Annotated in this window: 18 protein-coding genes; 2 read left to right on the top strand and 16 right to left on the bottom strand. The window is 65.4% G+C overall.

Annotation, left to right across the window (positions count from 1 at the left end; genetic code table 11):
* Positions 1 to 32: 32 nt before the first annotated feature.
* Both DENOEST_RS14355 and DENOEST_RS14350 read left to right on the top strand, forming a co-directional pair.
* Positions 33 to 1733 carry a methyl-accepting chemotaxis protein gene (locus tag DENOEST_RS14355; protein ID WP_145770733.1) on the top strand — a complete coding sequence of 567 codons (1701 nt, stop codon included), beginning with the start codon at positions 33 to 35 and terminating at the stop codon, positions 1731 to 1733.
* 110 nt (positions 1734 to 1843) lie between these two features.
* Positions 1844 to 2617 carry an SDR family NAD(P)-dependent oxidoreductase gene (locus tag DENOEST_RS14350; RefSeq protein WP_145770732.1) on the top strand — a complete coding sequence of 258 codons (774 nt, stop codon included), beginning with the start codon at positions 1844 to 1846 and terminating at the stop codon, positions 2615 to 2617.
* Between the two features lie 300 nt (positions 2618 to 2917).
* On the opposite strand, the gene DENOEST_RS14345 is transcribed toward DENOEST_RS14350, so the two are convergent.
* The 16 genes from DENOEST_RS14345 to DENOEST_RS14270 all read right to left on the bottom strand — a co-directional run bounded on the left by DENOEST_RS14345 (position 2918) and on the right by DENOEST_RS14270 (position 20526).
* Entirely contained in the window at positions 2918 to 3406 is a 489-nt protein-coding gene (locus DENOEST_RS14345; RefSeq protein ID WP_145770731.1) for a DUF6998 domain-containing protein, read from the bottom strand.
* A gap of 15 nt (positions 3407 to 3421) precedes the next feature.
* Positions 3422 to 4126 carry a hypothetical protein gene (locus tag DENOEST_RS14340; protein WP_232096515.1) on the bottom strand — a complete coding sequence of 235 codons (705 nt, stop codon included), beginning with the start codon at positions 4124 to 4126 and terminating at the stop codon, positions 3422 to 3424.
* Positions 4123 to 4941: an abortive infection family protein gene (locus DENOEST_RS14335; RefSeq protein ID WP_145770730.1), complete on the bottom strand. Its 819-nt coding sequence runs from the start codon at positions 4939 to 4941 to the stop codon at positions 4123 to 4125. The genes DENOEST_RS14340 and DENOEST_RS14335 overlap by 4 nt, the downstream gene beginning before the upstream one ends.
* Before the next feature lie 73 nt (positions 4942 to 5014).
* Complete coding sequence (locus tag DENOEST_RS14330; protein WP_145770729.1) at positions 5015 to 5422, bottom strand: hypothetical protein; 408 nt, start codon at positions 5420 to 5422, stop codon at positions 5015 to 5017.
* Between the two features lie 330 nt (positions 5423 to 5752).
* Complete coding sequence (locus tag DENOEST_RS14325) at positions 5753 to 8044, bottom strand: tetratricopeptide repeat protein (protein ID WP_145770728.1); 2292 nt, start codon at positions 8042 to 8044, stop codon at positions 5753 to 5755.
* 13 nt (positions 8045 to 8057) lie between these two features.
* On the bottom strand, positions 8058 to 9416 hold the full coding sequence (locus tag DENOEST_RS14320) for a BatD family protein (RefSeq protein ID WP_145770727.1): 1359 nt from the start codon (positions 9414 to 9416) through the stop codon (positions 8058 to 8060).
* 139 nt (positions 9417 to 9555) lie between these two features.
* Positions 9556 to 11208, bottom strand: a complete 1653-nt coding sequence (locus DENOEST_RS14315; protein ID WP_170228197.1) for a VWA domain-containing protein — start codon at positions 11206 to 11208, stop codon at positions 9556 to 9558.
* A complete protein-coding gene (locus DENOEST_RS14310; protein ID WP_145770725.1) occupies positions 11205 to 12386 on the bottom strand; it encodes a VWA domain-containing protein in 1182 nt (393 codons plus the stop codon). Before DENOEST_RS14310 ends, DENOEST_RS14315 begins: the two co-directional genes overlap by 4 nt.
* Complete coding sequence (locus DENOEST_RS14305) at positions 12383 to 12880, bottom strand: DUF4381 domain-containing protein (protein ID WP_170228196.1); 498 nt, start codon at positions 12878 to 12880, stop codon at positions 12383 to 12385. Before DENOEST_RS14305 ends, DENOEST_RS14310 begins: the two co-directional genes overlap by 4 nt.
* Positions 12870 to 13844, bottom strand: a complete 975-nt coding sequence (locus DENOEST_RS14300; protein ID WP_145770723.1) for a DUF58 domain-containing protein — start codon at positions 13842 to 13844, stop codon at positions 12870 to 12872. Before DENOEST_RS14300 ends, DENOEST_RS14305 begins: the two co-directional genes overlap by 11 nt.
* A 5-nt stretch (positions 13845 to 13849) precedes the next feature.
* Positions 13850 to 14827, bottom strand: a complete 978-nt coding sequence (locus DENOEST_RS14295; protein WP_145770722.1) for an AAA family ATPase — start codon at positions 14825 to 14827, stop codon at positions 13850 to 13852.
* 85 nt (positions 14828 to 14912) lie between these two features.
* A complete protein-coding gene (locus DENOEST_RS14290; RefSeq protein WP_145770721.1) occupies positions 14913 to 16430 on the bottom strand; it encodes an arylsulfatase in 1518 nt (505 codons plus the stop codon).
* Positions 16431 to 16639: 209 nt separating this feature from the next.
* A complete protein-coding gene (locus DENOEST_RS14285) occupies positions 16640 to 17038 on the bottom strand; it encodes an SRPBCC family protein (protein ID WP_145770720.1) in 399 nt (132 codons plus the stop codon).
* Complete coding sequence (locus DENOEST_RS14280) at positions 17035 to 17475, bottom strand: pyrimidine dimer DNA glycosylase/endonuclease V (RefSeq protein WP_145770719.1); 441 nt, start codon at positions 17473 to 17475, stop codon at positions 17035 to 17037. The genes DENOEST_RS14285 and DENOEST_RS14280 overlap by 4 nt, the downstream gene beginning before the upstream one ends.
* 29 nt (positions 17476 to 17504) lie before the next feature.
* Positions 17505 to 18539: an ABC transporter substrate-binding protein gene (locus tag DENOEST_RS14275; protein ID WP_145770718.1), complete on the bottom strand. Its 1035-nt coding sequence runs from the start codon at positions 18537 to 18539 to the stop codon at positions 17505 to 17507.
* Positions 18540 to 18696: 157 nt separating this feature from the next.
* Positions 18697 to 20526 (bottom strand): SLC13 family permease, encoded by a 1830-nt coding sequence (locus DENOEST_RS14270; protein ID WP_170228195.1) that lies wholly within the window; start codon positions 20524 to 20526, stop codon positions 18697 to 18699.
* Positions 20527 to 20594: the final 68 nt, after the last annotated feature.

Below are 20594 nucleotides of genomic sequence, written 5' to 3'. Positions count from 1 at the left end.
TGGATTGTTGGATTGATCCAGGGAGTACAGGCATGAAAAAGAATCTTCCCGCCACGGGGCAGGAAAAAATCTTTCCCGCCGACTACAGCCTGGTGTCGCGCACCGATACCAAGGGCATCATCACCTTCGCCAACGACTGCTTCGTCGACGTTTGCGGGTTCTCGCGCCAGGAACTGCTGGGTAGCAGTCATAACATCGTGCGTCATCCCGACGTTCCACCGGTGATCTTCGAGACCATGTGGAACACCATCGAGCATGGTTTTCCCTGGCACGGGGTGGTCAAGAACCGCTGCAAGAACGGCGACCATTACTGGGTGGATGCCAAGGTGGTGCCGGTCAAGAAGAACGGTGCAATCACCGGCTACATGTCGGTGCGCTCGGCGCCGACACGGGAGGCCATCGCCCAGGCCGAACAGGCCTACAAGGACGCGGAACACGCCACGGCTTCGGTCAGCGACCTGACCGGCACCGGCTGGAAGCGCATGTTCTCCATCAAGAACGGGGTATCGATCGGCATGATCTTCGTCACCCTGCTGATGATCGCCGGCGGCATCCTGGGCATTACCGGCCTCAAGCTGTCCAATTCGGCGATGGAGTCCCTCTACCGGGAGGACATGATTCCAGTGCAGACCATCGGCCGCATCAACTTCCTGATGGCGGACAACCGGGCCCAGGTGGCCCTGTCCCTGCACCACAACCCGGCCACCCATGGCGGCGAGAATCTTGGTCATGGCGTGGACAGTCACATCGCCACCCTGACGAAGAACAAGGAGGAAATCGACGCCCTCTGGGCCGGCTATGCCCGGGGTATCCGCAGCGGCACCGAACGGCAGCTCTCTGATACTTACTGGCAAGCCCGCAACCGTTATGTGCAGGAGGGTCTGCTGCAGGCCAGGGCGGCCCTGGTGGCGGGGGAGTATCCCCAGGCCGAACGGCTATTGCTCGATAACGTGAATCCGCTTTACGACGCCGCCAACCAGCAGGTCGGCATCCTGCTCCAGCACCTATCCGACCGGGCCCAGGCCAACTACCAGCAAGTCGCCGCCCGCAACCAGAAAATCGCCCTGGTGGCAGTGGTCGGGATCGCGCTGGGAGCCCTGGTGATGCTGCTGTCCGGACTGTATTTCTTCCAGGTCACGGTGCTGCCCCTTCAGACGGCAGTGGCCTCCCTGGAGAAGATCGCCGACGGCAATCTTTCCGATACCGTCGAGGCCTCGCCCTATGGCGAGCCGGGCCGGGTGTTGGCTGCGGTTACTGTGATGCAGATGCATCTCCAGGTCATGATGAACGAGATCCGTCAGTCCTCCGATTCGATCCGGGAACAGTGCGGCAAACTCAATGGCACCATGATGAATCTGGCGGAGCATTCCGAGGAACAGCACGATCGCGTCTATCAGACCCTGGATGCCATCCTCGATTCCTGCACCGGCCTGGGGGCACTGGCGGATCAGGTGGAGGAGCTGGCCCAGGCCATCCGCCAGGAGGCGCCGGGGGCTGCTTCGGCGGAGGATGACGGAACAGCGTCGGAGCCCGGCCTGCTCGCCCGGGCCGACGACGTGGCCGGCGCGGCCAGGGTCCAGGCCTTCACGGTGGAAGACGTAGCCTCCCAGCTCCGGCAGGTGGCCGCACTGATCGTTCAAAACCGCGAGGAGGTCCAGGCCGCCTGGGCTGCTTCCCAGCACCTGGAGAAAACCGCCCAGGAACTGGACCGGCTGGTGAAGTACTTCGACTGACCCCTTTCCCCTTTGCCGCAGGAGGCCAAACCCTGCCCGAACCTATAAAACTAACCTACCGGTCAGTCAAATGAGATAATCCATCCCCCAAAAAATTCAGGATATTTTTCATGAGCACCTCTTCCCGTTTTGCCCACAAGATTGTCATCGTCACCGGCGCCGCCTCCGGCATCGGCCGCGCCACCCTGATCCGCCTGGTCGCCGAAGGCGCCGTCGCCCTGGCCGTGGACCTCAACGAAGCCGGCCTTCAGGAGTCCGTCGCCCTGGCCCAGGCCACCGCCACCCACGGCGGCCGGGCTGCCCATGCCGTGGCCTCCATCGCCGATGAAGCCGCCGTGAAGAAGACCGTCGCCGATTTCGTCGCCAGGGAAGGCGGTCTCGACGTGCTGGTGAACATGGCCGGCTTCCTGCGCGCCACCCACACCCAGGAAACCACCTTCGAACACTTCATGAACGTGGTCCAGGTCAACCTGGGGGGCACCTTCCTCTTCTGCCGCGAAGCCATGCCCCATCTGATCCAGCGCAAAGGCAACATCGTCAATGCCGCCTCCACCTCTTCCTACTTCGGTCATCCCTACATGGCCGCCTACGCCGCCAGCAAGGGCGGCGTGGCCGCCATGACCCATACCCTGGCCTGGGAATTCCTCAAGACCGGCGTGCGGGTCAATGCCGTGGCCCCCGGCGGCATCAGCACCCCGCTGACCCAGGCCATGGCCACCGGCTTTCCCGAGGGCGTGGACTACAGCCTGATCACCCACCTCTCCCCGCTCAACGGCTTCGGTCAGCCCGAGAACGTGGCCGGCGTCATCGCCATGCTGGCCTCTGCCGACGGCGCCCACATCAACGGCGAAGTGATCCGCATCGATGGCGGTGTGCATAGCTGAAGACGCCGTCTTCCGCTGTAAAAATGGCGCGGCAATGACCGCGCCATTTTTTTGTTCATCACGGGTGATCTTCCATGCGGGGTGCGGATTACATCGAGCTACCGCTATCGACCCATAGCCGCCGGTCGCTACCCAAAGATAGCAGACGTTCAACGTAGAGCTAATTGGCACTGCGCAGCTTTATCGCACAGCGTCCAGCGACCGAAGGAAGCGAGGTTGATCGCCATCAACCGGTTGCTGGAGCTATTTCCAGATTTGACGATCTCGGCCGCGTTCGATGCACTAGGGACCGGCAGAAGGCTAGGGTATTACCGTCTGCTTTTTAAGTGGCAACGCATTCGCATCTCCAAGTTCGTGGGCAAGATCTCGCAGTGCTGCTAGATTCACAACCCGCGTGCCAGTCCATTCCTTTGGGAGCAGCTGGGCTCGAACCGGCGCCTCCAACCCGTTGTAGAGGATCGTTGCCAAGCCCGCCGGAAAGTCGAAGTAAAAGAATAGCAAATAGCGAGCGATACCAGTCCCAGGGGTAAAGGCCGGTCCTGCATTCTTCAAGCCTGATGCCTTCACTTGCACGGAGTCGCCCGACGCAGTCATCGCATCTACACCCTTCGTGCGCTTTGCCGGCAGACTGAGGTCAAAGTGCTCAAGAGCTAACGCCTCGGCGATATCGCCAACCAAGCGCCCGTCTAGTGTGAACTTTAAACCTGTATGGGAATAGTGCTTCGCAAGAGCCTGCTGCGAACGCCAAAGGTCAATGACGGGCTGAGGTAGTGACAAAACGGTGGGCATCTGCGACAGGTCTAATTAATACTTTTCATGGTTCATAAGGGACCGTAGATGACGGGCTTCGCCCGCGTAGCTTTTTGCTCGGGCGACGTCATCCTTCATGCCTTCGATCGCTTGCTGAGCATTGGGGTCAGAGAAGACTCTCTCAACTTCGCGAACGAGCGCGAACAGGTTCCAGGCAGCGATGAGGACCAGGTCTTGGATAGGCTCGTTGATGTAGGCGTCACCAACAGCCTTCTTCCTACCCGTCGCGCCGTGCCAATGAGGATTTTTCATGAAGCTGGGAACGCTGTCCGGGCCAAAGGACAGGATATAGCCATGAACAAGGCTATTCCGATACTCATTCAAGTCCTCTGCGGCATGGGCTGCGACCCTTAGGACGGCGTTACTCTTGTCGCTCAATTTAGAACTGCCCGCACCGAGCATCTTGAATTGGGCTTCGGTGTTCATCGTCTCAGTGAAAGGACGGACGCCTTCAATGCTCCTTTCACTCAAAGTCCAAAGCGCGCGTTCGAGCGTGGTCTCGAAGAGACCGTAGGCTGTGATGAAGGCACCCATTAGCATCAGATGATTATGGTTGAGGCCGAGCGTCATCAATCGTGCCTGGATGTCTAAGGACTTTGCTGGATAGTTGTACATCGCGCTCCCGCCTTTGTTGGCCCATGACGCCTCTGCTGCGAGGTTATCCGCGCAGGTCCGCTCGAATGCCGGGTTGGAACTCATTTCTTCTTGCGCTCCCACGACTCAAGAACAAACAGCGCCACAGTATGCGCAGCATGAACCGCAAGGCGTGAGTGCCTAGATTCAAGTTTGTATGACTTCTTTCCCGCTCCGTGCGCAGAACTCGCGTGGGTTCTTAGCGCGCCAATTCCATCAACGAGTGCAAGCAACCCAGTCAGAATGGTTTGGAGGTCCTGATCTTCCACTCGGCCTGGATCAAAGCCAAGGTCTTTGCGAACGACATTCCACACAGGCTTGAGGTCCTGTTTTGCAGGCATCTCGAGTCCCTGCTCATCGATGTACACCTTGCAGAGGGTTTCCAGAATATTGCTCGCCGCAGAAATGGCCTCTCGTGGGTCTTCGTCAACATTCTCAAGCGCGCGGTTGAATTCATGTTCCAGAGCAGCGATGTCCCTTTCGCGGACAAACTCCTCAAGTGTTCTGGATGGAATGCCGAGTGCTCCAACGATTGAGCCACCGCGGACGTATTGCAGTTCATAGCGCGCGAGGATCTTGGTCAGCTTCTCTTGATCTGGTGTCTGGCTAGGTGGCGGAGTGTTGTCGAATGGGCTGCCCTCAGGCGGAAGCTCTTCCATGTAACCTTCGATGAGCCGGCCAAGAACCTGGAGGGGTTGAACCGATCCATCTGTATTTACCCGACGTAGCCACTCTTGAGCCTTTACCCATTTACTCCCTTCTGGGGGGTCGCCTGGGGCACCCGCATACATGAACAAGTTGTCCATCGACGCATGTGTCTCGCGATGAGACGCAATCGAGGCGACGACAGCAATAACGGGAGAGGGGATAACTTTGCGCATGGACTGTGAGTTCCAACGTGGAGGTCACTGGCGCTGTGCGGCTTTATCGCGCAGCGTCCGGTGGGCCGCAGCGTTATGCGTTTCGCTCAAGAACATAGGAAACGATCGGGGCTGCGCAGGCGCAAAGCCGAACATCGCGGTCACTGGTTGGAGATTTCTGTCCATGCTCAAGATTGCACCTCACTTGGTAGATAACCATGAAGAGTTCGGATAACTTGGCTTTGGTATCGGCGGCACCCTGGAATGCGTCGATATTGGGCAGGGTGTCTTTTCCATTACCCCGCATGTCGATGACTGGTTGCGAAAGCAAGTAGTCAATTTCAGTAGCATTTTTGTCCAAGACTTCCTGCGCCTGCTCGGGCGAAATGTTTACGCCAAGGTAACTTTTGATGAGATCTCGCTCCTGCCCCTGGCCGACCGACGAGAACAGGTTGTTGAAGCCGCGCCAATAACTTGAGAAGACGTCAATGGGGTCGCTCATCTGATTTCCGCGCTCAAGCCACTCACGAGCTTTCAAGGCGAGTCTCCAAACACATAACTTGGTTATAGGGCGCAGCCTTGTGCCCTAACTCAGCTGGTTGCCGCATGACTCGGCGCAGATTGTTAGCGCATGCTGTATGCGAACATTGGGTTGCGGAGGTCATTGATCCCTAATAACTTCTTAAGTGAGATGCGAAGGGCATCATACCCCAGCCCCTGATGACGAATCCGAATGACCGCTTTGCGGTCTGCGGTTGGGCATCCGCTTCTGGCCGCATGCAGCCCGATGCCAAAGCACTATCCACCAGCACTTCTGCCTCCCATCGCAGGATCACTGATGCCCCCGCCACTGCCCCAGCAACTGCGCCAGGGCCGGGTCGTTGGGGGTGCGGGCCAGGGCCTTTTGCGCCACCGCCTGGGCCTCGGCCTTTTTACCAATGTCGGCCAGGGCCACCGCGTAGACATAGGTGTAGCGGGGATTGTCCGGGGCCGCCTTGGCGGCGGCGGCCAGCAGGTCCAGGGCGGCCGCGCGTTCGCCCTGCCGGACCTTGAAGAGGCCCAGGGCGTGATTGAGGTCGGCGGACTTCGGCGCCAGCCCCAGGCCTTCCCGCAGCAGGGGTTCCACTTCCTTGTCGCGCCCCGTCGCCCGGTAGAGGTCCGCCAGGTTGATGCGGGCCGGGGCGAAGCCGGCATCCATCGCCAGGGCTTGGTTCAGTGCCGCTTCCGCTTCCGCCGCTCGCCCCCGGGCCAGGTGGATCAGGGCCAGGTTCAGATGGGCCTCGGGCCGGTCGAGATGGATGGTCTCGCTGGCGACCAGGGCTTCCAGGGCGGTGTCCCGCCGCGCCCGGTCGGTACTGTCGAGCCGGTTGTCGGGGATGGCGGCAGCCAACCGCGCCGCTTCGATTCGCACTGCCCGCGCCTCGTCGTTCAGGCGCCCCAGCAGCAGGCGGTCCCGCTCTGGCTCGGGCAGCAGGCGGAAGGTCCACAGGGCGGCCAGGCGCACCAGGGGTTCCGGGTCATTGATCGCCGCCCGCAGTTTCTCCTGGGCCAGAGGGCCGGGGTAATCGGCCAGGGCCGCCAGGGCCGTGGCCCGGGCCATGGGGGAGGTGTCGCGATGGTCCAGCAATGCCAGCAGTGCCGGCCCGCCCTCGGCCCTGTGCTGCCGTGCGGCGGTCAGGGCTTCGGCCACGGGGGCATGATCCCTGCCCGGCTCGCGCCCTGCATCCTTCAACCAGCCGCGCACCTGGGCCGCTGCCCAGCTCGCGGGCTTGTCCCGGTGGCAGCCGGTGCAGGCGTTGGGCGTTCCCAGCTTCTCGCTCAGGTCGGGGCGCGGCAGGCGGAAGCTGTGGTCGCGACGGAAATCCACGCCCATATAGGTCTTGCCCGCCATGTGGCAATCCACGCACTGGCTGCCTTTGCCGACGGCCTGATGATGATGGTGGGCCGGCGTGTCGAAGGTCGCTGGCGCATGGCACTGGGCGCACAGGTTGTTGCCCGTCAGGCGCGGCTTGCCGCTGTGGGGCTGGTGGCAGTCCTGGCAGATCACCCCGGCCCGGTACATGCGGCTTTGCAGGAAGGAACCGTACTCGAAGACCTCGCCGTCGATCTGGCCGTCTGCGCTGTACAGCCCCGGCTCCAAGAGGCTGGGCACCGTCTGGTCGAGCAAGGGCACGTCGCCACTCAGGGGATTGGCGATCTCGCGCCGCCGGCTGTGGCAGGCGAAACAGGGGGCCATGGCCTCGCGCCGCTCGCCCCCCGTCCAATGGGCGATGCCCTGGCCCGGGGTGGCGAAGGTCCACTGGCCGGCCGGCGCCTTCGCCACCGTCAATCCGTTGTTGCCGCCGGCCTTGCCCCCCGCCCTGGCCCATTCCACGTGGGCGGAGCCGGGGCCGTGGCAGGCCTCGCAGGCCACGGCGATGTCGGACCAGCGGGTGTCGAAACTGTCGCTCTTCGCGTCGTAGCGTTTTTCCAGATGGGTCGAATGGCAGCCGGCGCACATGAAGTTCCAGTTCTGGTCCCGTCCCGTCCAGTGCAGGCTATCGCCGGGTTTCGGTGCCTGCTCCGGGTAGAGAGTGAACCAGCGCTGGCCGCCCTGGGCCTGGTCGCGGCTGTCCCAGGCGAAGGGCAGGGCTTGCAGTTTGCCCTGGCCCATATCCACCAGATACTGCTGCAGGGGATACCAGCCGAAGGTGTAGCGGATCTCGAAGTCGCCGGGCTTGCCGTCGACGCCCTCGGTGTGGACGAAGGGCTTGCCCTCGCGCATGAAGAATTTCGCCTCCTGCCCTTTCTGGCGCAGCGTGGCATTGGCGAAGTCGCCGCGCAGGGCTTCGCCTTTGGCTTCCAGCATCGCGTGGGCGTGGTCGGAGCCCTGCCATTCCCGCATCGCCGCCTCGTGGCAGCCGGCGCAGGCCTGGGCGCCCACGTAGCGGGAAGCCGGCGACTGAGCGGGCGCCCCCGGTTTGCCTCCTCCCAGGAAATACCACCCCAGCCCGGCAACCACCACCAGCAACAACAGGGTTGCCACGGGACGCAGCAGGGGCGCGAAGCGGTGAGCCAGCACGGGCTTAGTCTCGGGCAACGCAGAGGAGGGCGGGGTCTTGGGAGTGCGCTTCTTGGCAGGCATGAAAAACTCGGGATCAGGGGTTGAGGGCGGCCGGCAGGGTAGCAGCCTTTGCCGGCCGCTGCTGGGACAGTTTCCGGCGGGCGAGGATCAGTTGTCGGGACAAGGCGGTGCCGCGCCAGGGCACCGCATCGTCCGGTCCACGGCAACCATAAAGGGCGGCATCCAGTTCGGCCAGGGCGGCCGCCAGATCGGCGGAGGGCGCCTTATCCAGCAGCCAGGAGGCCAGGCCCATGCCGGCGCCGGCCCAGAGATCGAGCCAGCGATGTAGCGTCGCCTGAGCGGCAGGGCCGTCATGACGGCGGCAGGCCCGGAGGAGCCGCTGGAATTGCAGCCATTCGGCGGTCAGCATGTCTTGCCCATGCCTCCGCACCCAGGCCCAGGTTCGCCGTCCAAGCTGCCTGCCGCGCCAGCCCAGCAGCAGGAGCATCACCGCGCCCAGCCCGTAGGCGATGGGACGCAAGGTTTCCCGTGTCAGGCGCCCGGCCGGGGCCAGCTCCGCCACGGCCTCGGGCAAAGCGAAAACGCCCGTCGTCCGGGCCGGCCCCACATTCAAGGAGACGGCAGGCAGATGGGCCTGGCGCACCTGGCGGGCTTCCAGGTCCCACCAGTCCAGGGTCACTGCGGGCAGTTGGTATTGGCCGGGCTGCTCGAATACCCAGCTGGCCGTCTGCTCCCAGTGCAACTGCGGACGGGCGGCGGCGTCGCTGCGGCTTTCACGGCTGCGGGGCGGATCCAGATACACGCGCATGCCCGGCGACTGGGGCCAAAGGGTCTCCGGGAGTTCCAGGGCGGCGGCATCGGTGTCCACGGCCACGGTCCGTCGCACGGCATCGCCCACGCCCAGGGCACCCTCGGAGCGTTCAAGGCGCTGGGCAAGACGCAAGTGGCGCGCAGCGATGAAAGGGTCGAGTCGGGCGGCGGCGACCGGCACTCTTACCAGGAACGGCTGCGCCAGCCGCCCCCGCGCCGTCACGGTGAGGGGCCCTTTGCCGCCCTCCCGGGCATAGGTCAGGGGCACCGCCAGTTCCGGCAGGCGGAACTCACCCGGATTCAGGGGCTGGATGCGGTAGCGACGACGCAAGCCGGCCCAGGTGACACCGGCGACGGATTCGGAGAGGTTTTCCGCCGAACCCTTCACCATCTCCACCGTGGCACCGGGTATCTCGATGCTTTCCGGAAAGCGGGGCGCGTCGAGGAACCAGGTGGGAACGAAGACTTCCACCGCGAGGCTCACTTCCTCCCCCAGCTTGACGCTAACGGCGGGGCTCAGGCTTATGCGCAGGAAAGGTTGGGGCGCCGCCAGGGCGGCAGCCCCCAGCAACAAGCCGAGGAGCATCAGTAACGCCCGGTAGATGGGGAAAGAGCAATTCATTCCAGCGAAGCCACTCCCAAGGATAAAACCCGTCACCCCGGCGCAAGCGGGGGTCCAGAGCGACGGCCCACTGGATTCCGGCCTGGGCCGGAATGACGGGGGTGACGATGGTTGCGGATTCACGAATCGTGTCCCCACATCATCGCCCTGCCTCCCGCTGCTGTCGTGCCTGGATGGCGAACTTGTTCTTCAGGAATCCGGCCGGGCTGACCTGGATGCGCGCCAGCCAGAGGCGGGTGATTTCCGTTTCGGTCAAAGGCCGGCGCCGGGTGAGCTTGCGCCCTTTCTTCTTGCCAAAGGGGGATTGGTCCAGCTCGTCGGGATTGGCCTCCCCCTCTCTTGCCACACCTTCTTCGTCCCTGGGCAGCAGACCCGCCACCAGGGTCCGGTTGGCCAGGGCCTGGGGCCAGCCGGGGCGATGTGCCAGGGCCTGGTCGTAGGCCGCCAGGGCTTCCGGATAACGCTTCAGGCGGGCGAGCGCATTGCCCAGGTTGTAGTGCCCTTCGGCGGAATCCACGGCGGCGAAGGCATCGGCCGCCGCTTCGAAGCGCCCGGCCCGGTAAAGGGCGATGCCGCGCCAGAGGGGATCGGCGAAGGAAAGTGCGGCGGCATCGAATTGCCCATGCTCGAACTGCCAGCGCCCCTGCTGGTCGCGGCTGGCCCAGAGATCGGCGAAACGCCAGTCGTGCCAACCCTGCTCTCCGGCCCGGGCCGTGTCGGCGGGTGCGCCCAGCCCCAGCAGCAAGGCGCATAGCGGCAATGCCAGCGCCTGGCCCCAGCGCACCGTCCAGCCCGGACGAAAGGAAAGCAGCAGCAGGAGGGCCGCCGGCAGCACCAGCCAGATACCTTCATCACGCCAGCGGGCGGCCGGGTCCGAGGCCAGGGCCTGGGCCAGGTGGCGTTGCAGGCGAGCCTCCACGGCATCGAGATCGCGGTCGTCGGCGGTGGATGAGGCCAGCCAGAATCCGCCGGCGGCCGCCGCTTCCAGCCCGGCCCGGCCCAGACGGGCCATGATCCGGCTCCCATCCGGGCCGGTGACGTAACTGCCGTCGCCCCCCCGCAGCGGCGCCGGGGCATCGCCGCCGAAGGTCAAGAGCAGTGGCTCGCTGCGGGAGCGGGCGCGGAAGTCCACGAAGTCCCGGGCTTGCGCGGCCTCGAAACCATCGGTGAGGAACAGGACGCTGCCGGGAATCGGTTCCTTTTCCAGCATCCGCGCCGCCAGGGCCAGGGCATCGGCGGTAGCCTTGGGCGTGGTGGCCGGGGCCGGCGGCATCAGGCCGGTGGACAGGCTCGGCACATAGGTGAGCAGCAGGTTCGGGTCCTCGGTCAGGGGCAGCACGCCATGGGCGCTGGCGCCGAACACCAGCAAGGCCGTGCGGGCGCCCTGACGTCGCGCCAGCAGGGCCCGCAGCTTGAGCTTGGCCCGTTCCAGGCGCGTTGGTGACACATCCACGGCGTCCATCGAGGGTGAAAGATCCAGAGCCACTACCAGGGGCGCCCGGTCCTCGGTGAGCGGCATGGGTTCCCGCTGCCAGGCCGGCCCCGCCAGGCCGACGCAGCCCAGGGCCAGGGCCAGCAGCAGGGTGTGGATCGGACGCAGCCCGGAACGCCGGCCGCCGCCCACGGTCAGCGCCGCCAGCAGATGGGGGTCGATACGGCCGCGCCAGGCCGCCAGGCGGCCCTTCCCCTCGTGCCAGACCGCGAGCCAGAGCAAGGGCAACAGGGGCGCCAGTCCCCACAGGGCCCAGGGTCGCAGGAAATGGAAATCCGCCGGCAGCCAGCCGCCTGTCACGCGTCCTGCTCCGGCTGCTGCCCAGGAAAGCGCTGAACAAGCGCCCATCCGTTCGGGCTGAGCTTGTCGAAGCCCAGTGGTGGCGCGGCGTGCACTTCGACAAGCTCAGTGCGAACGGACTTAATCTGTGTTCCCCTAGGTTGCTCGGCCCAAGGCATGAACCGCAGTGCCGCCGCCAGGGCAGCAACTGCGTGCCAGCCCAGCAGCAGAACCAGAGCGGCGCCGAGGGGCCAGGGGTAGAGGGGCCGCTGGGGTCGCCAGGAGAGGGTCTTGAAGTTCTGTTGCTCCAGGGCATCCAGTTGCCGGTAGATGGCGGCAAGGCCGACACGATCCTCGGCCCGGTAGGCACGACCGCCGGTGGCCTGAGCGATGTCGATCAGGGCGTTCACATCCACTCGGTCCTCGCCCACGGCACGGGGGTCGCCGATGGCCACGGTATGGACGGTGATGCCGGCACGGGCAGCGAAGCCCGCTGCCTTCAGGGGCGGCACGCGGCTGCCGGTGTCGGCGCCATCGGAGAGCAGTACCACCACCTTGCTGGGTACGGTGCTGGCCTCGAACATGCGGATCGAGAGCCCCAGGGCGTCGCCGATCAGGGTGCGGCCGCCGGCCATGCCGGGCCGGGCCTGGGCCAGCAGTTCGCGCACCGTGCCGTGCTCCAGGGTGAAGGGCGCCTGGACGTAGGGTTCCTGGCCGAAGAACAGGAGACCGATACGGTCGCCCCCGCGCCGGGCGATGAACTCGTCCAGCACGTCCTTCACCGCCGCCATGCGCTCGGCCGGCCGGCCTTCACGATCCCGGTAGTCCCGGGCGCGCATCGAGGGGGAGATATCCACGGCCAGCAGCAGGTCCCGCGCTGGCTGGATACGCGTCAGCGGCGGCTCCAGATAGACCGGCCGGGCCAGGGCCAGCAGCAGCAGGCACCAGGCCAGCGCCAGCACGATCATCTGCGTGATGCCCGCCGGCACTACGACGGCGCCAGGCTCGGGCACCCGCCCGGCACCCCGCACGGCCAGATCGAAGAAAGCGATGTAGAGGGCCGGCCGTCGCTGGCGATAGGGTGGCAGACGCCGCAGTAGCAGCGGCAGGGGCAAGCCCAGCAACGCCCAGGGCGACAGCCACTCCAGATGGGCGAGGAAGGCCCCAAGATTGAGGATGCCGAAATCGAGACCGCTCATGGCCGTGTGCCCTCCGCCGGGGCGCGATGGGCAACGATCCATTGCCGGGCGGCGGCGACCAGCGCCGTCCGCTGTTGCGGCGTGGTGTCGCAGGCGGCCCGGTAGGTGGACTCGAACAGGGGATCGCAGGTGGCAGAGGCAAAAGCCGGCGCGCCGTTGGCGCAGAGAAAGTCGCGCCAGGCGGCACCGGACAGGGCTGCTACAGTTTCCCGGGGATAGGCAACCAGGGCCGTGCGCTTCAGCAGGGCGGAGAGTTCGGCCAGCGACTCCGGGGCTCCCAGGTCCGGCGCCAGGCGTTCCAGCTGGGCCAGGGCTTCGCGCCGATAGCGGCTGCGACGGCGCCATTGCCAGAGGCGCCAACTCCCCCAGGCCAGCGCGGCCAGCAACAGCAGGCCCAGCAGCCACCAGCCCGGCCCCTGGGGCGGTAGCCAGTCCGGCGGCGCGGACAGCGCCAGATCATGGAGCCCGGCCAGGGGATCGGAATCAGCGTTCACGGACCTGCCTTCCCGGATCGACGGCCAGGGCCCGGCGCAGTTGCGCCGCCACGTCCTCGGCGGTGGTCAGGGGCAGTGCCGGCACGGCCAGTTCCTCGCGCCAGCGCTGGATTTCGCGGCGATGGGCGGCGGCCAGGTCGGCCAGGCGCTGGCCCTGGGCCGCGTCGTCGCCGCTCAGGGCCAGTTGCAAGGCGCCGTCGCTGACGACGTACTGGCCCCGCTCGGGCCACTGGCCGGCGCCCGGGTCCCAGACGGGCAACGCCAGCAGTTCGTGGCGGCGGGCCAGTTGGGCGACCAGGGCGCGGCTCTCCTCCCCGACGCCGGCAAAATCGGAGAGCAGCACGATCAGGTGGTCGTGGGAGAGCGTCTGCAGCAGCCGTGCCAGAGCCGCATTAAGCATGGCCGGCGCCTCCTGCCGGGATGGTCCCGCGCTCAGCGCCTGGTTGCGGCGGACGATCTCGCCCAGGATGCGCAGCCAGCCGGCGCGGCCCCGGTGGGGTGGGAAATAGGCCAGATCCCGGTCGTCGAACACCAGGGCGCCGACGCGGTCGCCCCCGCGGCGCAGCGCCCAGCCCAGGAGGGCGGCGGCCTCGGCGGCCACCACTGATTTCATGGCGCGGCGGGTGGCGAAGAACATGTTCCGGCGCTGGTCCACCACCAGCACCACGGGCCGGTCCCGCTCCTCGGCATAGACCCGCACATGGGGCCGGCCGGTGCGGGCGCTGACGCGCCAGTCGATGGCGCGCACGTCGTCGCCGGGCAGGTAGTGGCGCATCTCCAGGAAGTCGAGACCCCGCCCGCGCATGCGGGAGCCGTGGCGCCCCGCCAGCAGGCTGGCCAGGGGCTGGCGCGGCCCCGCTGCGCTGGTCAGGCTGCGATGCTCCAGGGCGACGAGATCGGCCAGGCTCGTGTAGACGCCGGCAGTACCGGCGCTGGCGGACGCGGCGGCGCGCTTGCCGAACATGGCGCTCAGGCCACGGCCACCCGTTGCAGCAGGGCGGCGATCGCCTGGTCGGCGTCGATGCCGCCTGCGTGGGCTTCGTAGCTGAGGATGAGGCGATGGCGCAGGCAGTCGGCCGCCACGGCGCGCACGTCGTCGGGCGTCACGTGGTCGCGTCCCATCAGCCAGGCGTGGGCCCGGGCGACCCGGTCCAGGGCGATGGCACCCCGGGGGCTGGCCCCTACCTGGAGCCAGCCGGCCAGATCGTCGCCGTAGGGACGGGGCTCACGGGTGGCATGGACGAGATCCACCAGGTAACGGTCTATGACTGGGGCCACATGGATGTCATGGACCTGGCGCCGGGCGGCGAACACGATCTCCGTCGCCAGGGGCGGCAGGTCGTCCCCCATGGGCCGGGTGCCGTCGGGGCGTTCCTCGCCCCGCACCAGGCGCAGCATTTCGGCTTCGGCCTCGACGCCGGGATAGCCGACCTTCACTTTCATCAGGAAGCGGTCCATCTGGGCTTCGGGCAAGGGATAGGTGCCTTCCTGCTCAATGGGGTTCTGGGTCGCCATGACCATGAACAGAGGCGGCAGGATATGGGTGCTGCCGGCCACGGTGACCTGTCGTTCCTCCATGGCTTCCAGCAGGGCGGCCTGGACCTTGGCCGGCGCCCGATTGATCTCGTCGGCCAGCACCAGGTCGGCGAAGACGGGACCGGGGGCGAAGCGGAATTCGTCCCGCCCGCCTTCCTGGTGGTAGATCTCGCTGCCGGTGATGTCGGCGGGCAGCAGGTCCGGAGTGAACTGGATGCGGGAGAGCCGCGCCGCCAAGTGCCCGGCGAGGCTGCGCACCGCCCGGGTCTTGGCCAGCCCCGGCAGCCCCTCCACCAGCAGGTGGCCGTTGGCCAGGAGGCCGAGGATCAGCCGCTCCACCAGGGCCGACTGGCCCAGGACTTCGCGGTTGAGACGTTGCTGAAGTTCAAGGATGGTGTGGCGTGGATCCATGGATCACTCAATCGGGATAGTCCGAACAACAAAAAAGGCTGCGCGGAGAAACTCCGGACAGCCTTGCACAGGAAGACCCAAGGCCTCAGTTCACTTCGACCCCCAGGCTGCCGCCCTTCTGCCGGGGAGGATACAACTGCAGGCTCATCATGTGCTGCCCCAGCACATCACGCATCAGACCACCGATCCAGGATTTCTCCATGGCCATATGCTGGGACTTGGAGCCATCCTGCTTCTCGAAAGGATCCATGCGCAGGTTGAACATCAGGGCCGCCGGCTTGTTCCAGTCGAAGAAACCTTCCCGGGTCTTGAAGTGTCCCTTCCAGGGGCCCACGCGCAGGGCGGTCAGTTCCCGCTCGTTGTAATAAATCTGGAACTTGCGGGCGGATTCTGCCTTGCCCTGCCAGTGGTCGATGTTGTTCACCCCGTCGATATGCACCTTGTGGCTTTTCTTCAGATCTTCCACCACATTGGGCTCACCGCCGGCCGCAGCCAGGGTGGTGAACATGTCCAAGTGGCTCTGGATGCCGTTGGAAACCGAGCCGGGCTTGATCTTGCCGGGCCAGCGGATCAGCATCGGCACCCGCACGCCGCCCTCCCAGGTGGTGGCCTTCTGACCGCGGAACGGTGTGGCACCGCCATCGGGCCACCAGTCGGACATGGCGCCGTTGTCAGTGGTGAACACCACGATGGTGTTCTCCGCCAGTTTCTTGTCCTCCAGCCACTTGAGGATGCGACCCACCCCCTTGTCCAGCTCCATCATGCCGCTGCCATAGACATCGTAATCCGACGAGTAGGGCTGGGCCAGATAGCGGCTGTCGCTCTTGAGGTGGGTGTAGACGTGCATCCGGGTGGTGTTGAGCCAGGTGAAGAAGGGTTTGCCGGACTTGGCGGAGCGGTCCATGAAGTCGAAGGCGGCGTTGGTGAATTCGTCATCCACGGTTTCCATGCGCTTCTTGGTCAGGGGGCCGGTGTCCTCGATCTTCTGCTTGCCCACCTTGCCGAAGCGGGGATCCACCGTCGGATCATCCTCGCTGCTGGCCGTGGCCTTGATTACGCCGCGGGGGCGATAGCGTTGATTGAAACCCGGGTCCTTGGGCCAGTCCATCTGCTCGGGCTCCTCCTCCACGTTCATGTGGTAGAGGTTGCCGTAGAACTCGTCGAAGCCATGCACCGTGGGCAGGAATTCGTTGCGGTCGCCCAGATGGTTCTTGCCGAACTGGCCGGTGCGATAGCCCTGTTTTTTCAGCATCTCGGCCAGGGTCGGATCCTTGTCGCTGAGGCCGATGGGCGCCCCCGGCTGACCCACGGTGGTGAGACCGGTGCGGATCGGGATCTGGCCGGTGATGAAGGCGGCACGGCCGGCCGTGCAGCTGGGCTCGGCATAGTGGTCGGTGAACAGCATGCCTTCCTTGGCGATGCGGTCGATGTTGGGCGTCGGCACCATCATGCCGTGGCTGTAGGCGCCGACGTTCCAGTAGCCCACGTCGTCGGCCATGATGATCAGGATGTTGGGCTTGCCGGCCGCTTGGGCCAAGGGCGCCAGGCAAAGTGCCAGCAGGCATACCAGACATAGCCGCCAGAATCCGCACAGGGTCCGCATTGTTCTCTCCTTGTCGGTGAATAAGCGTCGCGAATTTAGCAGGAATGGAACGGGGATCGCGAACGGGGTTGCCCAAAAAGGGCGGCAACCACCTGCGGATGATCGCCGGTTAATACTACAGCTGTCCTAATAAAAATGTTTCCGCATGTAACAGCCCCCCTTACCGGCAAACACACTTGCGGGTGGACGGGGTATTCCGGTCGGAGCGACTAGCTGCCGACCGGCTCCAGTAATCGGCGCAAGTTGCCGAGATCGCTCAGGACCAGGGCTGCGTCCTCCTGGAACTGTTGTTCGAACATGCCTTCATGCTGGAACAGGGTGAACAGCATTTCGCTGCCCTCGCCGTTGGCGATCACCCGCATCGGGTTGTACAGGCGCAGGCCGGATGGCAGGGTCACCGTATGGTCCAGCACGCCGAAGGCATTGGCCGGGGCGAAGGTGAACACTACCGCCCCCTCGGGAGACTGCACTATCCACTGGCCATCCACCAGGGCCACGGATTTGCAGAAGGATGGCACCCACAGGGGCAGGTTGCGCGGGTCCGAGGCGTAGGCATAAACCCGGTCCGGCGGGGCATCGATGAACAGGGAAATCGTCCGGGACTTCATGGTGCTTCCTGATGCTTCTCCCAGGGGGCCACATCACCCGGTACCGGGGAAAAAAGCGGATGGGTCTCGGGTATTTCGATGTCTTGCCATTTTTCGTGAACTGTCGGTGACCGCGCCGCCAGCTTTTGCAGCAGATGCCGCCATTCATGCATGATCTGTCCGGTGCTGACCTCTATGGGCGCACACTCGCGCGCAGAACGGATCTTGCTCCCATCGAAACCATAGCCCCGGTCCCGCGCCTCTGCCAGGACTGCCCGCAGATAGGCGCCGATGGCACCTTCCGGGTCTGTCTGGGCCTGAAAGCGTTGCAATTGGGGATGATGGCGATAGCCTCGGGTCTCGCCCCGCAGTACCGCCTGGGCCAGTAGCGTTTCCCGCCACAGGGCCACCAGCCCCTGGGGATCGAGATACTTTGGGTGCAGTGACCAGAGTCGCATGGTGTCATCGCCTGTCTTGAAACAGGACCTTACTCGAAATAATTGTTCGTGGCCCGGGCGAAGGATTCGTAGAGCCGGGGGAGTTGGAAACCGTTCCGGGCAATGCCCGAACCCCGCATGTACACCACGAACTGACGGGTGCTGCGGAAGGGCAGGGCGGCGGGGGCGGTGCCTTTTTCGATCAGTTCGGCGGCCAGTTCGGCGGCCACTTCGCCCTGCTCGAAGGGGGAGGTGCCGATGGCGAAGGCCCCGCCGTCCTCCACGTAGAAGCCGTTGCTGCCGAGGATGGGGAGACGGGCGTGGTCCACGGTCCAGCGCACCACTTCCTTCGGCGGCACCAGGCTGCGGTCCCGGGCCGAGCGGCGCAGTTTGCGGTAGTTGCTGATGGTGATGAAGTCGGCCTGCTCCGGCGCGGCGTTAACCGCCTGCTGCCACTGCTCGAAGGTCTCCACCAGGATCGAGTCCAGCAGCCTCACCGGAGACCAGTCGAAGCTGTGCATGAAACGGTCGTCGCTGTTCACCGATTCGGAGTTGTCGCCGATATGCACCAGGCGCAGGGGTGGGGCGCCCACCGGGCGGTCTGTCGCCAGGGTAACAATGGTGTCCCGGATGAAGTCCAGTTCCTTGCGTTCCAGGATGCCGGTGACGTTGTCGGCGCCGTCGTAGCCATAGGCCCCGGCTTCGCCATTGACCCCGGCGAAGACGATTCTGATGCCGGGGCGGTTCACATAGCGGCGCATCACATATTCCTGGGCATCGTCGTCCACGGCGATCACCACGTCTGGTTTCCAGTTGTCGATCACGCGGCGGGCGGCGGCGCCGATGGTCTGCTTGTAGTCGGGCCAGGGGTGGCGCTTGGTGTCCATGTAGAACCAGCGCACCGCGTAGTGGGACTTCTGGTCCAGCACTCGCTTGAGGCCCGTGTTCACATCCCGTGTCCAGGAGTAGTCACGGTCGTAGCTGTGCAGCACCAGCACACGGGGCTTGGCGAGGTTGAAAACGACGACGGTGATCCCCGCCGCCAGCAGGAAAAGCAGGATCAGGGCCTTCTTCAGGGTGCTCACTGGACGGCCCTCCCCCCAAGCCCCTTCCCAGGGGAGGGGGTTCGCGGGGCGAACCCCGTGGGGAACTGGAGAACCCTCCCCCCAGCCCCCTCCCCGAGGGAGGGGGTGACGACGGTTGATTGTGTGATGCGCCCCTCCGGGCGGCCGCGCGGGACGCTCATAGCAGCCCCAGCAGCTTCCAGTAGGGAATGGACAGGTAGAGGGCGGCCAGGCGGGCGCCGTTGCCCAGGGCGTTGAACAACAGGAAGCGCCTTTCGTCGAAGCTTTCGCAGTGGTGGGTGAGCTGGCGGAACTGGAGATAATAGGAGCACTGGTAGGGGAAGAACCACATCTCTCCCAGCACCAGGATCAGGAAGCCGACGATCCAGGAGTTGACGCCGTAGGCCTCGGCCACGGGCATGAAGACGGTGGCCAGGATCACGATGGTGGCGCTGATGGGTACCGCCAGGCGGATGATGAAGATCACCCCGGCCAGGGCCAGGATGAACAGGGGAAAGCTGCTGCGCATGATCTCCCCCAGCCAGGGCAGGCGGGCGGCGATCAGCCGGTCCAGGCCCAGGTGGCTGAAGGCGGCGGTGATGCCGACGATGCCAGCCAGGTAGAAGAGGAAGGGCCAGTCGATGCGTTGCTGGAATTCCTTCTTGCTCAGGGTGCCGAACAGCAGCAGGCCGTAGAGCACGGCCAGACTCAACCAGGGGGGCTGTACCTGGTGCAGGGCGGCGGTGGCAACGCCGCCGATGAACAGGCCAATGCCCAGCAGGGCGGCCCATTCCCGGCGGCGCATGGGGCCCAGCAGGGCGATCTGGGTGGATACCTGATTCTTGGAAACGTGGGAGGGTTCGCCGCCCCGCAGCAGCAGGGCGGTCATCAGGAAATACAGGATCAGCAGGATCAGGCCGGTGCCGGCGCCCGCCATGGCCCAGTGCAGCCATTGCAGCTCCTCCTTCACTTGATCCGGCAGCAGGCCGAAGACCACGAAGTTCACCGACTTGCTGGAGAGGAATACCGCCGAGAGCAGGCTGGCGCCGGTGAAGGCGGAGACCGCCAGACGCGTGGCTGCGGGACCCCGGTTTGGCAGGTGGAGGATTTCCGCCATGTCCTTCATGAAGGGGGTGACCAGGGCCACCCGGCCGTTGATGGAGGGCACTACCGGGGTTAGTGCGAAGCCAGTGAAGAGCAGCCCGGCGTTCTGCCAGAAAGGCGTGTTGGGCAGCTTCAGCAGGAGCAGCAGCAGGAGCCGGTAGCTCAGTCCCGAGGACACCACCACGGCGGCCAGGCCGAGCATGCTCATGGCCAGGAAAAAGCCGTCGGAGGCCAGCCCGCCCAGGATCACCGGCATGGGCACCAGGCCCATGGCCAGGGTGGCAAGCAGAGCGAAGATGCCGGGCAGGTATTCATCCACCAGGGTGAATACCCACATGACCACGGTGACGGAAAAGATGGCGAGGAAGTACAGGGCGTTGCGCTCCAGGCCCCAGTCGCGGCCCCAGTAGAGCACGGCGGCGGGAGCCAGCAGGGCCAGCAGCCAGCCCAGCAGGGCAGGCCAGTCGGATGTCGTGGCACCGGGGGCAGGAGGGGCTTCCAGCGAAGGTTCCGCGTCCTGGTGGCCCACCAGGGACTGGTAGAAATCGGGCCGCAGGGCCGGGTTTTCGGCCAGCAGCCGGGCCATGCCCTGGCGGGAAATGGCGATCAGGCTGGCGTCGCTGAGGGCTACCGCATCCTGGCGGTAGTGCTCCAGGGCCGTGGCCGCTTCGTCGCCGCAGCGGCGACGTTCTTCACCTTCGACCTCGACCCGGCCTGCCAGCACCAGGAACAGATAATGGGCCGGGGCCCCGCACCGGGCCACCGCTGTTCCTTGTTTCACAGCCATCAGGGTGATCTGGGGCAGCAGTCGAGCCAGACTCTGGTAGCCGGCCCGGGCGAACAACGGGTCCCGGCGCAGGGCGTCGACGATGCTGGAACCGGCGGGCGGAGAGGCGTCGTTCATGACATTGGGCCAGAGGCTGGGAGCGGAGATGTTAATGGAAAGTCGCGGGGGAGGGGGAGAGGGGGCGG

It is taken from the genome of Denitratisoma oestradiolicum (genome assembly GCF_902813185.1).
Classification (GTDB): domain Bacteria; phylum Pseudomonadota; class Gammaproteobacteria; order Burkholderiales; family Rhodocyclaceae; genus Denitratisoma; species Denitratisoma oestradiolicum.
This window is presented reverse-complemented; position numbering and strand designations above follow the sequence as displayed.